Origin of the sequence: Thiomicrospira aerophila AL3 (assembly GCF_000227665.2) — a bacterium.
Lineage (GTDB): Bacteria > Pseudomonadota > Gammaproteobacteria > Thiomicrospirales > Thiomicrospiraceae > Thiomicrospira > Thiomicrospira aerophila.
The window spans coordinates 1,357,515-1,371,841 of record NZ_CP007030.1 but is presented as its reverse complement, the minus strand read 5'-3'; the positions used below and the strand labels follow the sequence as shown (position 1 = coordinate 1,371,841).

The following is a 14,327-nucleotide window of genomic DNA, read 5'->3' as shown; positions in this document are numbered from 1 at the left end:
TGCGCTTTTTTGTGGCCTGAAGGGCTGTAACTCGATAACCCTCTTGTGTGTTTGTACAAGAGGGTTTTTTATTCACTTCAAATAGGGTTTAATACCACCTTAACTAAGATTAATTAAGGTGGCTTAATGGATAGGGTGATTCGACTTAATAAGCTCATTCAGTATTTGCAACAGTCTAGCGGCCCGATTGGGTTGGCCGATATTGCCGATCAATTTAACTGCTCTACCCGCACCATTCGGCGTGATCTTGAGCTACTTATTCAAGAAACAGGTGCGCCTTTTTTTATTTCAGATAATCGGGTTTACCGCGACAAAAGCAATAGCCAAAAAGTGCCTATTGCCGGTTACTGGTTAACGCCAGAGGAACTGCAAGCGCTCTTAATTCTGAGCAATAGTTTGAATCAATTACAAGCAGGCCTGCTTGCAGAACAACTGGCTCCTTTTAAGACGCAAATTGAACGCAGGCTGGGTCAGCAAGGGCAAGCTAACCCAGCGCTTAGCGACAAAATAAAAATTATTCAAATGGCGAGTGGTCCATTAAACCGGACTACTTTCACGCAAATCGCCCAAGCTCTTGCCAACCAAAAACGGCTTAACATAACATTCTGGAGCCGGCAGACTAATCAACTCAACGACCGAGAGATTTCGCCGCAACAACTGATTCGTTATCGTGATCATTGGATACTCGATGCCTTTTGCCATCAGCGTCAAGCGATTCGCAGCTTTTCGTTAGAAGGCATTCAGCAGGCCTGCTTACTGGAGCAAGCCGCACTAGAGGTCAAGCCGCAAGACCTATCCGAACACTTTGAAACCAGTTACGGCATTTTTGCAGGCCAAGCCGATCAACAGGCCGTGCTCAACTTTAGCGCCTACCAAGCGCGCTGGATACAATTTGAAATTTGGCACCCCGAGCAGAAAACACGCTGGCTAGATGACGGACGCTACCAACTCACCATTCCCTACAAACACGACACCGAACTCATCCAAGACATCCTAAAACACGGCCCCGAAGTCGAAGTGATCGAACCGCCCGAACTCAGGCAGAAAGTAAAGCAACGCCTAGAAGAAACACTCAAGCACTATTCCCGTGACAGGTTCTGACAACGAGAGGTGGTAGAGTAGTGGTATACATAAACAATATAAATTTATAAAGGAGCTTGCTACGTGGAGCAATTGACTGACTTAAAAGCCATACTGCACTCGAAACGAGCAAATATTTACTATCTCGAAAAATGTCGCGTCATGCAGAAAGATGGGCGAGTTTTGTATCTCACTGAGAATCAAGCAGAAAAACAGTATTGGAATATTCCGATAGCGAATACGACGGTTATTTTACTCGGTACTGGCACGTCAGTTACGCAGGCTGCCGTGAGGATGTTAGCTTCTGCTGGCGTGTTGGTTGGATTTTGCGGCGGCGGCGGTACACCTTTATTCATGGCTAATGAAATTGAGTGGATGACACCACAGAGCGAATATCGACCAACTGAATATTTACAAGGATGGATGAAATTTTGGTTTGATGATAGTAAGCGATTGGAAGCGGCAAAACGTTTTCAAGAGCAACGTCTAACGTATATGGAAAAGGTTTGGTTGGCAGATCGCGATTTAAATGAACAGGGGTTTTTTATTGACGATCAACTTGTTGAAAATGCGATGAAACAGTATCGATCTAGTATAAACAGTGTGTTGAGTGTGACGGAGCTTCTTACGGCTGAAGCACGCTTTACTAAACAGCTTTATGCTTATGCAGCGCAAAAAACAAAATTACAATCTTTTACACGTAACTTTGAAGCGGAAGACTTAGCCAATGGTTTTTTAAATCATGGCAATTATCTGGCTTATGGTTTGGCGGCTACAACTTTGTGGGTGCTAGGCATTCCACATGCTTTTGCCGTGATGCATGGAAAGACTAGACGAGGTGCGCTGGTTTTCGATATAGCAGACCTGGTAAAAGATACCTTGATACTGCCTTGGGCGTTTATTTGCGCGAAAGAGCAAGCCACAGAGCAAGAGTTTCGCCAACAATGTTTACAGAACTTTACAAAACATAAAGCCTTGGACTTTATGTTTGAAGCCACAAAACAAATGAGTTTAGAAGGTGAGCATTTATGATGGTCACGTTTGTATCGCAGTGTGAAAAAAATGCACTTCCTAAGACACGGCGTATTCTTGATAGCTTTGCAAACAGAATCGGCAGCCGAACTTGGCAAACAGTTATTACTGATGAAGGCTTGTCGGCGGTAAAAAAATTACTGCGAAAATCGGCAACCAAAAGTACAGCGGTGAGTTGCCATTGGCTAAGAAGTCGAAGCCGTTCTGAATTGATTTGGGTGATTGGCAATCGCAATAAGTTTAATGAAGAAGGTATTGTTCCAGTTAATTCAACTCAGCAACCTATCGTTAATACCGAATGGGAAAATGATTGGCATCTGCTTCCCTTAATTAAGTCGTTGGCGGCCATAGCGGCATTGTTTCATGACTGGGGAAAGGCATCAGAGTTTTTTCAATCTAAACTGACAGCCAAGTCAGCAAAACCGATTGGAGACCCCTTACGACACGAATGGATTTCGGTCTTGTTTTTGCGCGCATATGTGAATGGACAGAGTGATACACAGTGGCTAGAGCGCCTTGCGAAAGGTGAATTTGACAAAGCAGAGTTATTGCGATCTGTCGCTGAAGACCACGCCACGCCACTTAGTGATTTACCGCCTGTGGCAGCATCCATTGCATGGTTAATTTTGAGCCATCACCGTCTTCCACAAGCAGAACAATTTCTCGGCGCAGAACTTAATGAGTATCAACGTTTATTCCAGCTTATTAAATTGGACTGGCAATATCAGAATAAGTATGACGACAACGAATATAAAAAAAACCTGTCGCGTTGTTTTGACTATCCACAAGGTTTGCCTAGTGACTCAACGCTTTGGCTGAAGCCCGCTAAAAAGTGGGCGGCTAGATTATTATCGCAAGAGGCAGTGCTCTTACAAACTTTAGAAACTGGTGCATGGCGCTGGTTAATGCAGCAATCACGGTTGGTGCTTATGCTGGCGGATCACAATTATTCATCTCGTGATAAAGATGAAAAAATTCAAAACCAACTGCAACTCTACGCAAATACACAAAAGATAAAGGGGAAAAATCAGCTTAAACAAAGCTTGGAAGAACATCTGCTTGGGGTTATGAAGCAAACCCTACATATCGCCCATCATTTACCGATGTTTGAAGCGCAATCGCACCAACTTGGTTATGTGCAAGATAATCGTATCTTGAAAAAGAAAAGCCCACCGGCTTTTGCATGGCAGGATAAAGCGGTACAGAAAATACTCGCTTGGCGCGAAGCAGAAACTGCACAAACTACCCAGTTTAACCCGCATCAATTTGGTTTCTTTGCCGTCAATATGGCAAGCACAGGACAGGGAAAAACATTTGCCAATGCAAAAGTCATGCGCGCACTTTCGCATGATACAAAAAGTTTGCGTTATATTTTGGCACTGGGTTTAAGAACGCTCACCTTACAAACTGGCGACGAATACCGCCATAAAATAGGCTTGCAAGAGGATGAATTAGCTGTATTGATTGGTTCACGAGCGGTGCAATTATTACATCAGCAAACACAGGACACCAAACAACAGCAAACCGACATTTCTGGTTCAGAATCAGAAGCGCCTTTAATGGACGACGAAATTATTTATGACACACCGATTCCAGACAGTGTTTTGGACACCTTATTTCAAACGGATAAAAGCATAGCGTTACTGCACGCGCCGGTTTTGGCTTGCACGATTGATCATATTATGGGGGCGACAGAAACCAGTCGTGGTGGGCGCTATATTTTGCCTAGTTTACGACTCATGTCGTCAGACTTGGTGATTGATGAAGTTGATGACTTTGTTGGGGATGACTTAATAGCGATTGGGCGACTTGTACATTTAGCAGGGCTTTCTGGCCGTAAAGTAATGATCTCCTCCGCAACGATTCCACCCGATTTGGCTAAGGGCTTTTTTAACGCCTATCAGTCGGGTTGGGCAATTTTTGCTAAAGCTAGGCAAAAAAGCCAAAAGGTCAGCTGTGCATGGATTGATGAATTCACTACCCAAACTCAAAACTTTATTGAACAGGATGATTTACTGGTTCAATTTGAGTCTGCCCATAATGCCTTTATAGAAAAACGCTTAAAAAAACTTAATCAAACGCCAGCAAAACGCAGGTTAAAACTGGTTGAAATGACCGTTGCGCAGTATGAAAAACAAAAACTAGACAGCGAAACCGAAACCATTCATCAGTTTTATTTTCATCAAATTCAATTAGCCGCTTTGGCGTTTCATCAATGTCACAGTCAACGAGAGCCAGAAACCCAAAAAACGATAAGTTTTGGCGTGGTGCGGGTTGCTAATATTGAGCCTTGTATTCAACTAAGTCGATATCTGCTGAATAACGCACCTAAAAATACCGAAATTAAAGTTATGGCGTATCACTCACGCCAACTTTTGATTATGCGAAATGCGCAAGAACAGCTTCTGGATCAATTGCTAAAACGTAATCCTGATAAACCCGAACAGATTTTTCAACATCCCATCGTGCAACAGCACATCAAAAACAGCCAAGCCGAAAATATCATTTTTATACTAGTCGCCACGCCAGTTGAAGAAGTGGGACGTGATCATGATTTTGATTGGGCGATTATTGAACCATCGTCTTTGCGCTCTATTATTCAAATGGCGGGGCGAGTGTTACGTCATCGGACTGTCGAAAAGCTAAATGAACCGAATATCGGCGTTTTACAGTACAACCTGAAAGGCTTTGTTCAAGCCATTCAAGCCCCGCAAAAACGCCATCCGGTATTCACTAGGCCTGGTTATGAAGATGAGGTATGTCTATTAACAAGCCATAACATTGCAGACATTATTGAGTTAAATGCGCTTAACGAACGGCTTGATGCCACGCTGCGAATTACTAGACCACAACACTTGACTCCAAACGCAGTGCTTGCGGATTTAGAGCATTATAAAACGCAGAAAGCCTTATTGCCTGAACAAGCCGGGCCTGAAACCTTAAAAGGCTGGTTGCAGGGTTTTTGGTGGTTGACTGCAATACCGCAACTGTATGTGCAGTTTCGCAAAGGGCCGCCGCAAACGGCTTTGTATTTAACGTCAGATGGTAAGGGGGGGTGGTCGTTTAAAGAGCGCAACGAAGCTAAGGAATTGGTTGATGTTGAAAAACGCTATGACATTCAGCAGCAAGATGATTTATCCGAGCAAGAAAAAACAAATCTTTGGATGCTCCGCGATTATGCACAGCTACTCAAAGAGTCACCGGAACACTATATGCCATTGGCAGCGGCGATTTTTGGTGAAGTGAGGTTAGATAAATCGCTGCTTGAAAACAAAGCATTAATCTACCAGCCCCAACTAGGGTTTTCCAAGAAATAAGAGGATACATTAATGATAGAACCAGCAATACAAGCATTTTTATCAGAACGAAAAGAGGCTTGGCTTAAAAAGCAGTTGAATCCAAGTCAGACTGAATCTGAGCAGGCAGAAATTTATGCTGAAGCGGAAGTTTCCTTTTTGCTTGCGCAGTGGCTCCCGAATGCCGCGAAACGTGCCAAACAGTTAAACTTGGTTTCTCATCCCGCTAAGTTCACGCATCCCGGCGCAAAAACATCTTCCGTGATTGCACAAACGCCACAAGAAAATGACGGCTTTTTGCGTTTTGGTAATGTTAAAGACATTGAGGAGGATGTATTTGGCAATGCCGCTGCGATTGATGTATATAAGTTTTTATCACTAAAGCTTATAGATGGAAAAAGCGTTTTACAGCATATTGAACAAGCGTCAGAACTTATTCAAAGCCAATTTTCTATACCGACACTTGATTTTGAACAATTGCGAGAGCTGTTCTTGCTTATCAAACAAGATGGTCATCCTGAACCATTAACAAGTGGACAGGTAAAGCAAGTTTACTTCCCTGTTGCGGATGAAACCAACGGTTATCATTTGCTTTCCATATTGAATTCATCCGGCATGATGTTTGCCCTTAAAGACCGAATTAATCAGGTACGTTTTTCTGACGAAACGAAGCAGGCGCGTGAAGACCGTAAAAATAAGGCGTATAACCCAAATGGGCTTTATGAAATCTATGACCTGACGGCCATAGGCTTTGGTGGCACGAAGCCACAAAATATCAGCGTGTTAAATAGTTCAAATGGCGGTGTAGCTTTTCTGTTGAAATCTATGCCACCAGAATTGGAAGTGCGCAAAGTTCGCTTACCCAAAAATGACTTTTTTAAACAAACGCTATGGGCTAAAGACTATGGCTGGATTTTTTCTCGCCTAAATTATTTGCTAAATGAAGATTGGCGTAACAACATGGAGATTCGCCAAAAACGCGACCAAATTTTTCAAGAGGCGGTTTATCAAGCGGCTGAAACACTTTGGCAGGTTCGCGCCCAAAATGAAGGTTGGTCACAATCCGATACCTATAGCAGCTTGCCTGCTTGGCAAAAAATCTGGCTAGATAATGCGCGTCAAGCTGAGCGTGAAGTCGATTATGCCTATATTGATCAAGCTATTTCCGCGTTTACAAGCTGGTTTATTACCGTCTTTGAAGAATATTTAAAGAAAAACGCCATTGTATTTAATGATGTCGATATACAGCACTTTATCAATGTTGCTGACTTATTTGATGTTCAGTCCAATCTACAAATTAAGGAGGCCTTTCGATGAGCGACGTAAAAAACCTGCTTTTGATTCCTTACATTAAAATTCATAACGCAAATGCGTTATCCAGTAACTTTACAATCGGTTTTCCTGCGATGACCGCTTGGCTGGGTGGCGTACACTTTTTACAAAGGACGCTGGCCGATACCGAGTTTTCAGACATCAAATTTACATCCGTTGCGGTAGCTTGCCACACCATCAAGTTACATACCCACAAAGCTGAAAACGGCTTTATTAGCTCTATTATTGGTACAGGTAACCCATTGGATAAAGATGGCAGTCGCCCTTCTTTTATTGAAGAAGCGCGTTGTGACTTAACCGTATCATTGGTTATTGAACTCAAGAACTGGGGACTGCATGATTCGGATAAGTTTTTAGATCTAGTCAATCATCGTATCAGGGGCAAAATGAAATTAGCCAGTGGCGATATTCTCTCTGCAAGAGCGGGCAGAATTTATCAGGTCAATTCAACCGAAAGCTTTGCCAAAGTGCGTAATGCGTTGATGCCAAGTTACTGTTTAATTGAGCGGCGTGATTTGATGATTAACGCAATGGAACATGGGGATGACGCTTTAACCGCGTTGTTAGACAGTCAACTATCTCACCGTGCCTGCGAGCAAGATGAGCAAGGCAATGTCACTTGGCATCCTCCCAAGAGAAAATACCCCGGCTGGATTGTTCCGATTGCAACGGGTTACCAAGGGCTTACTGAGCTAGGAAAAGCTCAACATCAACGTGATGCAAATACCCCTCATCGATTTGCTGAAAGTGTTTTAACTCTCGGTGAATTCAAAATGCCAATTCGATTTAACCATTGGGATGAAATGGCTTGGCACTATCATTCTGATACACAAAATAATCTTTACCTTTGTCAACAAAACCAACTTAACTAGGAGAATACTCATGTCTAAAAAACTAACCGCATCTGTTCTTGCATTCGAAAAGAAATTGGTACCATCCGATGCTTTTATGTACGGTACAAATTGGGATAACAAAGATGTTGAAAAAACACCACTCGCATTACAAGAGAAATCAGTACGTGGCACGATTTCGAATCGCTTAAAAAAGGCTTTACAATCAGATCCTGCAAAATTGGATGCCGAAGTAGAAAAAGCAAACCTACAACGTGTAGACAGTTGTGCGCTAGCGCCAGATCAAGATACGCTCGGCTTAAGCTTTACATTAAAAGTGCTAAGTGGCGTTGAACAGCCCTCAGCCTGCAATAGTGAGGAATTTCTTAGTAGCTATCAACAGGCCGCCAAAAACTATATTGAAACCTTTGCTTTTACTGAGTTAGCGAAACGCTATGCGACCAACTTAGCGAATGGACGTTTCTTATGGCGTAACCGTGTGGGTGCTGAGCAAATAGAGGTACAGGTGAAACTGCTTAACAAAGACTCAAATGAAAGCTGGACATTCAATGCCTTAAATCTAAGTACGCGTGACTTTGATCACGGTGATCCGCAAGTCGCAGAACTTGCGGATAAAATTGCACAAGCTTTGAGTGGACAAACGGATTTTATATTATTGCAAATCAATGCATTTGCTCAAGTTGGACAGGCGCAAGATGTTTATCCAAGTGAAGAGCTTGTATTGGATAAAAGTAATGCAAAAGGTCAAAAAAGCAAAATTCTTTATGCAGTAAATGGTCAAGCCGCAATGCATTCGCAAAAGATTGGCAACGCAATTCGTGCGATAGATACTTGGTATCCAGGTTTTGAAGAAGTGAATACCGGCGCAATTGCGATTGAGCCATATGGCGCTGTAACTAATTTAGGAAAAGCCTATCGCACCCCCAAGGCTAAAGCCGATTTTTACACACTGTTTGATCGTTTTGCCAATGGTGAAGAATTAGACCGCGAAGAAGATCAGCATTATGTTATGGCGGTACTGGTGCGTGGGGGAGTCTTTGGCGAAAGTGGGAAGGAGTAACGATGAAATACTATCAAGAAATTACCCTCCTGCCATCACCGGAGGTGTCTATTAACTTTTTATGGCAAAAGCTTTATCAACCCTTGCACCTACTCATGGTTGAAACGAAAACTCAGCCAGCGACAGAATGGTTACGTATTTCCTTTCCAGAGTATACACAAAGGTTTTTAGGCAAAAAAATGCGTGTTTTTTCTGAAGGTGAGGCTGTATTGCAAAAGCTGGATTTGAAGAAAAAATTTCATAATTATGATGACTATCTACACATTACCCAAATTCGGCAGGTTCCCGAAAATGTTAATGGCGTGATAATCTTCAAAAGATACCAACCTAAGCAAAATAGCCAAAGCCATGCAACGCGTTTGGCGAAACGTCACGGCTTGTCGGTGGATGAAGCATTTGGGCTACTCAATGCCAAACCAGCGCAACCCTTGCCCTTTATTAACCTGAAAAGCCTTAGTTCAAAACAGGACTATCGCTTGAGGATTCAAAAACAATCTATAGACTCAAGCCAGCAGCAAGAAGTAATATTCAATGCCTACGGCTTAAATAATCCGGTGCCGGATTTTTAGATTTAACCCAAATTTTTAAGCGTTCTTTAAAAGCTTGGAAAAACATATACTTACGATGCAAAAGTTTTTTTGCGTAAAAAAGCTAAAAGTAGCGTAAGTTATTGAAAACAAACTTTCCTAATTGGAAAGTTTCTAGTTCGCTGCCGCACAGGCAGCTCAGAAAATTGCGCGCAAAGATTGAGCGCTCACCGTACTGTTCGCTGCCGCACAGGCAGCTCAGAAAGCCGAGGGCGTGCCGTGTTTATAGTGAGTAAAGTTCGCTGCCGCACAGGCAGCTCAGAAAAGTAAGGAAACCGAAACAATGGAAAATCAAAAGTTCGCTGCCGCACAGGCAGCTCAGAAAAGCAGATTTGGGCAGAGGTGGCCGAACTGTATGTTCGCTGCCGCACAGGCAGCTCAGAAATTATCTTGATCAACGTGAGATAAGCAACGGTTGTTCGCTGCCGCACAGGCAGCTCAGAAAAGCGGAAAAACCGCCAGCGAATGATAATATGCGTTCGCTGCCGCACAGGCAGCTCAGAAATCCAAGAGCCTATAATCGTATAGTCAGTTAACGTTCGCTGCCGCACAGGCAGCTCAGAAAATCGGATTTCCATTTTAGGTCATAAAGCGAATGTTCGCTGCCGCACAGGCAGCTCAGAAATTTACGAGCAATTAATGCGGGTACAGACACGCGTTCGCTGCCGCACAGGCAGCTCAGAAACAAAGCATTAGCTTATTAGCGAAAGCCGGCACTGTTCGCTGCCGCACAGGCAGCTCAGAAAATCAAATTCGACCATCGGCAATCCGATCAACTGTTCGCTGCCGCACAGGCAGCTCAGAAAAACTAAAATAATAAGCCCTGCGTCGCCTTAATGTTCGCTGCCGCACAGGCAGCTCAGAAAAAGAGTACACGCTGGCAGAGTTAAGCGCGTTAGTTCGCTGCCGCACAGGCAGCTCAGAAATGCGCGGCTTCGCCTTGCTCAAAGCCAAAGCTGTTCGCTGCCGCACAGGCAGCTCAGAAATCGTACTCGATACGCCTAGCGTATGGCATATTGTTCGCTGCCGCACAGGCAGCTCAGAAAAAGTGGTTGGTTCACCATCTTCAAGTCCTGCGGTTCGCTGCCGCACAGGCAGCTCAGAAAGTGCCACTGCTTTGATAATGGGCTAGCTGCCTGTTCGCTGCCGCACAGGCAGCTCAGAAACATAGTTTATCAACGTACTCCCCGTGGTCAGGGTTCGCTGCCGCACAGGCAGCTCAGAAAATCTTGCAAACGTGCATCAACGTACAATTCCCGTTCGCTGCCGCACAGGCAGCTCAGAAACTGAACCCCTTGCGTCACCATCGCCTGAGCGTTAGTTCGCTGCCGCACAGGCAGCTCAGAAAATGTTGAAGCCGCTCAAAATGTTTGAGGCAATGTTCGCTGCCGCACAGGCAGCTCAGAAATTGCGGAATGTGCCGTCCAGTTCGCCCAATTCGTTCGCTGCCGCACAGGCAGCTCAGAAATGCTGATCAGGTTAAAGCGGTTAGGGCAATCTGTTCGCTGCCGCACAGGCAGCTCAGAAATGAAAATTGAGATCGTAAAACTTGAAACTAAGGTTCGCTGCCGCACAGGCAGCTCAGAAATAAAAAACTTGGGTCTTGGTACTGTGCATTTAGTTCGCTGCCGCACAGGCAGCTCAGAAATCGTCATAATCCGCTGAAATAAAACCCTTGAGGTTCGCTGCCGCACAGGCAGCTCAGAAACACCATCAAAACCTCGGACGCGATACCGGATAGTTCGCTGCCGCACAGGCAGCTCAGAAATGGCGCAAATTCCCGCTTGCGTCGGTGGTTTTGTTCGCTGCCGCACAGGCAGCTCAGAAAGTCACGGATTTGGGTTAATAGATCGGTTTGATGTTCGCTGCCGCACAGGCAGCTCAGAAAATCATTTGAGCCGATCCGCTGACTGATTGGCCGTTCGCTGCCGCACAGGCAGCTCAGAAATGTGCGTCAATCCATTTTTGAGCGATTTGCGCGTTCGCTGCCGCACAGGCAGCTCAGAAATGCCACTGGCGTGGTTAATGTGGGCGCTGGCGGTTCGCTGCCGCACAGGCAGCTCAGAAAAATAAGAAATCAGGGCGAATGTTCAAAAACGCGTTCGCTGCCGCACAGGCAGCTCAGAAAGTATTGATGCCGAGCGTTTGGGCAAGTATATCGTTCGCTGCCGCACAGGCAGCTCAGAAAAAGGGCAGCCGGGCGGCAAACGATAACGCGCCGTTCGCTGCCGCACAGGCAGCTCAGAAAAAAAGGTCGAAAACCTTGAGGAATCCATAAGCGTTCGCTGCCGCACAGGCAGCTCAGAAAAAGTCGCCCAGGCACAAAAACTCATTTTAGATGTTCGCTGCCGCACAGGCAGCTCAGAAATTGATAAACAGGTGCTTATCTTGGTCTTTCACTGTTCGCTGCCGCACAGGCAGCTCAGAAATGGTTAATTGAGCATTTTAAGCGGCTGGATAAGTTCGCTGCCGCACAGGCAGCTCAGAAAACGGATTATTCCAAAGGCGAAAAAGTCGTAGAGTTCGCTGCCGCACAGGCAGCTCAGAAAATCAACTTTAACCGCACCTGATCCATTGGCTAGTTCGCTGCCGCACAGGCAGCTCAGAAAATGTATTCAGGCGTGTTGTTTACAGCGTTACGTGTTCGCTGCCGCACAGGCAGCTCAGAAAGCAGAGTTATACAGTTTAGCTTTACTAGATAAGTTCGCTGCCGCACAGGCAGCTCAGAAAATACGGCAATACGTTTGGAATCGGCATGATACGTTCGCTGCCGCACAGGCAGCTCAGAAAAGTTGAAGATACTGAGCGCGATATTTTGCCCCGTTCGCTGCCGCACAGGCAGCTCAGAAAATTTTTCCAGCGATTTTGAAAACCCGTTCGGGGTTCGCTGCCGCACAGGCAGCTCAGAAATAACAGCATGAGCAACTGCAACGCCACGCAATGTTCGCTGCCGCACAGGCAGCTCAGAAAATCGCTGGCCTGGGCGTTTTGGCTCGGCCGGAGTTCGCTGCCGCACAGGCAGCTCAGAAATGATACTCACCCGCTTTTTTCTCGGCCTTGCTGTTCGCTGCCGCACAGGCAGCTCAGAAAAGCAAGGGCGGGTTTTTTGAGTGGGAGGACGGGTTCGCTGCCGCACAGGCAGCTCAGAAAACTCTACTCTGTCAAATATATCTGCTGTGAAAGTTCGCTGCCGCACAGGCAGCTCAGAAATACACGCGGATAGCGTTTTAATCCTACAATACGTTCGCTGCCGCACAGGCAGCTCAGAAATTGGACTCGTGTCAATAACTGTAACCAGTCAAGTTCGCTGCCGCACAGGCAGCTCAGAAAAACCGACCAGCTAATTTACCCAGTGATTAGTTGTTCGCTGCCGCACAGGCAGCTCAGAAAATGCTAGGCCGTGGTTTGAGAGATCGCCGAGAGTTCGCTGCCGCACAGGCAGCTCAGAAAAGTGGAAAACAATACGAGCGCCTATGTTGATCGTTCGCTGCCGCACAGGCAGCTCAGAAATTTTAGCACACGGTTTAACCCATCGCCTGATTGTTCGCTGCCGCACAGGCAGCTCAGAAAAGCACGAAAACGGCCAAGGGATTGATGAAAAGGTTCGCTGCCGCACAGGCAGCTCAGAAAAGCACGAAAACGGCCAAGGGATTGATGAAAAGGTTCGCTGCCGCACAGGCAGCTCAGAAACTAACCTGCGCGTCATTGGGCTAAGTGCTACAGTTCGCTGCCGCACAGGCAGCTCAGAAAAATCTATCAAGGTTTGCACCGTGACTTTCATAAGTTCGCTGCCGCACAGGCAGCTCAGAAAAACAAAATGCGGCCCGGCTCTGCCGACGCACTGTTCGCTGCCGCACAGGCAGCTCAGAAATTGAAAGCCGTTCAAACCGATTTCCACCACATGTTCGCTGCCGCACAGGCAGCTCAGAAATGGTCAACGTGAGGCAAGGCAACCGCCCCCAGGTTCGCTGCCGCACAGGCAGCTCAGAAAACGTTCGGGCACGGGCTAACTTACCTGACCGAGTTCGCTGCCGCACAGGCAGCTCAGAAAACAGAAAAACGCTATCCATCTGATGAAGCTCAGTTCGCTGCCGCACAGGCAGCTCAGAAAAAAAACGTCTTCTCCCTTGGCTGAAAAGTCTTGTTCGCTGCCGCACAGGCAGCTCAGAAATGATAAAAAACCTAAACTGCGTATCATCTAGCGTTCGCTGCCGCACAGGCAGCTCAGAAAAGGAGGCGGCCGCTAACGTCGCCAAAATGAAAGTTCGCTGCCGCACAGGCAGCTCAGAAAAGAGGACGCGCGCAACATAACGGGGGTTTAATGTTCGCTGCCGCACAGGCAGCTCAGAAATTGTGTGGACGGCTGCAAGAGATAGCGAATTTGTTCGCTGCCGCACAGGCAGCTCAGAAAATCAGCAGGCTCAGTTATGGTAGGTGGCTTTCGTTCGCTGCCGCACAGGCAGCTCAGAAAATCTCTGTGAACAGCCTCATTGATATCACCTAGTTCGCTGCCGCACAGGCAGCTCAGAAAAATGCTTAAGCCATGGGTATGAGCGCCCGCTGGTTCGCTGCCGCACAGGCAGCTTAGAAGATCAGCTACAACTTTTGTTTCACCCGTGCTGGGTTCACTGCCGCACAGGCTACTCGAGTATCGGATATTCCAAAATATATTTAAGATTTATCGTCTTGTTAAAATCTTAGATACGCAAGATGGTTTTGAATAACGTATAGTGCTCTTAAAAGGAAATTAAGTATGAAAATGATGTCACTGGACGAGTTAAAAAAGGAAGCGTTTAAAAATCCTCATTTTAAAAAAGAATATGATGCGCTAGAGGATGAATTTCAGTTTATTGCGACCTTATTAACTATGCGCCAAAAAGCAGGTTTAACGCAGGATCTGCTTGCTGAAAAAATGGGTACAACTACACGCAGCATAATTCGCCTAGAGTCTGGTTCCGGTAATCCCGGTTGGAAAACCTTGCAAAAATATGCGCATGCCTGCGGCTTTAAAATTCAGCTGCAATATACACATTAAGATCTTTTAGACGACTATTCGCTAACCTCAGTGCTCTTTAAAATACGGAACTTT

8 protein-coding genes and 1 CRISPR repeat array are annotated in these 14,327 nt (G+C 45.8%); all 8 genes read left to right on the top strand.

Annotated elements, in window-relative coordinates; all coding sequences use genetic code 11:
- Positions 1–126 precede the first annotated feature (126 nt).
- The 8 genes from THIAE_RS06690 (at position 127) to THIAE_RS06655 (ending at position 14,273) form a co-directional block, all read left to right on the top strand.
- Positions 127–1,101, top strand: a complete 975-nt coding sequence (locus THIAE_RS06690; RefSeq protein ID WP_006461047.1) for a helix-turn-helix transcriptional regulator — start codon at positions 127–129, stop codon at positions 1,099–1,101.
- 63 nt (positions 1,102–1,164) lie between these two features.
- Complete coding sequence (cas1f, locus tag THIAE_RS06685; RefSeq protein ID WP_006461046.1) at positions 1,165–2,112, top strand: type I-F CRISPR-associated endonuclease Cas1f; 948 nt, start codon at positions 1,165–1,167, stop codon at positions 2,110–2,112.
- On the top strand, positions 2,109–5,429 hold the full coding sequence (gene cas3f / locus THIAE_RS06680; protein ID WP_006461045.1) for a type I-F CRISPR-associated helicase Cas3f: 3,321 nt from the start codon (positions 2,109–2,111) through the stop codon (positions 5,427–5,429). The genes cas1f and cas3f overlap by 4 nt, the downstream gene beginning before the upstream one ends.
- Positions 5,430–5,441: 12 nt before the next feature.
- Positions 5,442–6,725, top strand: coding sequence for a type I-F CRISPR-associated protein Csy1 (gene csy1, locus THIAE_RS06675; protein WP_006461044.1), 1,284 nt, complete (start codon positions 5,442–5,444; stop codon positions 6,723–6,725).
- Positions 6,722–7,612 (top strand): type I-F CRISPR-associated protein Csy2, encoded by an 891-nt coding sequence (gene csy2, locus THIAE_RS06670; RefSeq protein WP_006461043.1) that lies wholly within the window; start codon positions 6,722–6,724, stop codon positions 7,610–7,612. Before csy1 ends, csy2 begins: the two co-directional genes overlap by 4 nt.
- Positions 7,613–7,622: 10 nt before the next feature.
- A complete protein-coding gene (csy3, locus tag THIAE_RS06665; RefSeq protein ID WP_006461042.1) occupies positions 7,623–8,651 on the top strand; it encodes a type I-F CRISPR-associated protein Csy3 in 1,029 nt (342 codons plus the stop codon).
- Between the two features lie 2 nt (positions 8,652–8,653).
- Positions 8,654–9,220, top strand: coding sequence for a type I-F CRISPR-associated endoribonuclease Cas6/Csy4 (cas6f, locus tag THIAE_RS06660; RefSeq protein ID WP_006461041.1), 567 nt, complete (start codon positions 8,654–8,656; stop codon positions 9,218–9,220).
- A gap of 135 nt (positions 9,221–9,355) precedes the next feature.
- Positions 9,356–13,829: direct repeats of the CRISPR family, unit length 28 nt; unit sequence GTTCGCTGCCGCACAGGCAGCTCAGAAA.
- Positions 13,830–13,991: 162 nt separating this feature from the next.
- Positions 13,992–14,273 (top strand): helix-turn-helix domain-containing protein, encoded by a 282-nt coding sequence (locus THIAE_RS06655; RefSeq protein ID WP_006461036.1) that lies wholly within the window; start codon positions 13,992–13,994, stop codon positions 14,271–14,273.
- Positions 14,274–14,327 lie beyond the last annotated feature (54 nt).

What these genes read in the sequence shown, in the direction of transcription:
- csy1 (WP_006461044.1), top strand. Translation starts at nt 5,442, where the DNA reads ATGATAGAACCAGCAATACAAGCATTTTTATCAGAACGAAAAGAGGCT.
- csy3 (WP_006461042.1), top strand. Translation starts at nt 7,623, where the DNA reads ATGTCTAAAAAACTAACCGCATCTGTTCTTGCATTCGAAAAGAAATTG.
- csy2 (WP_006461043.1), top strand. Translation starts at nt 6,722, where the DNA reads ATGAGCGACGTAAAAAACCTGCTTTTGATTCCTTACATTAAAATTCAT.
- THIAE_RS06690 (WP_006461047.1), top strand. Translation starts at nt 127, where the DNA reads ATGGATAGGGTGATTCGACTTAATAAGCTCATTCAGTATTTGCAACAG.
- cas3f (WP_006461045.1), top strand. Translation starts at nt 2,109, where the DNA reads ATGATGGTCACGTTTGTATCGCAGTGTGAAAAAAATGCACTTCCTAAG.
- cas6f (WP_006461041.1), top strand. Translation starts at nt 8,654, where the DNA reads ATGAAATACTATCAAGAAATTACCCTCCTGCCATCACCGGAGGTGTCT.
- THIAE_RS06655 (WP_006461036.1), top strand. Translation starts at nt 13,992, where the DNA reads ATGAAAATGATGTCACTGGACGAGTTAAAAAAGGAAGCGTTTAAAAAT.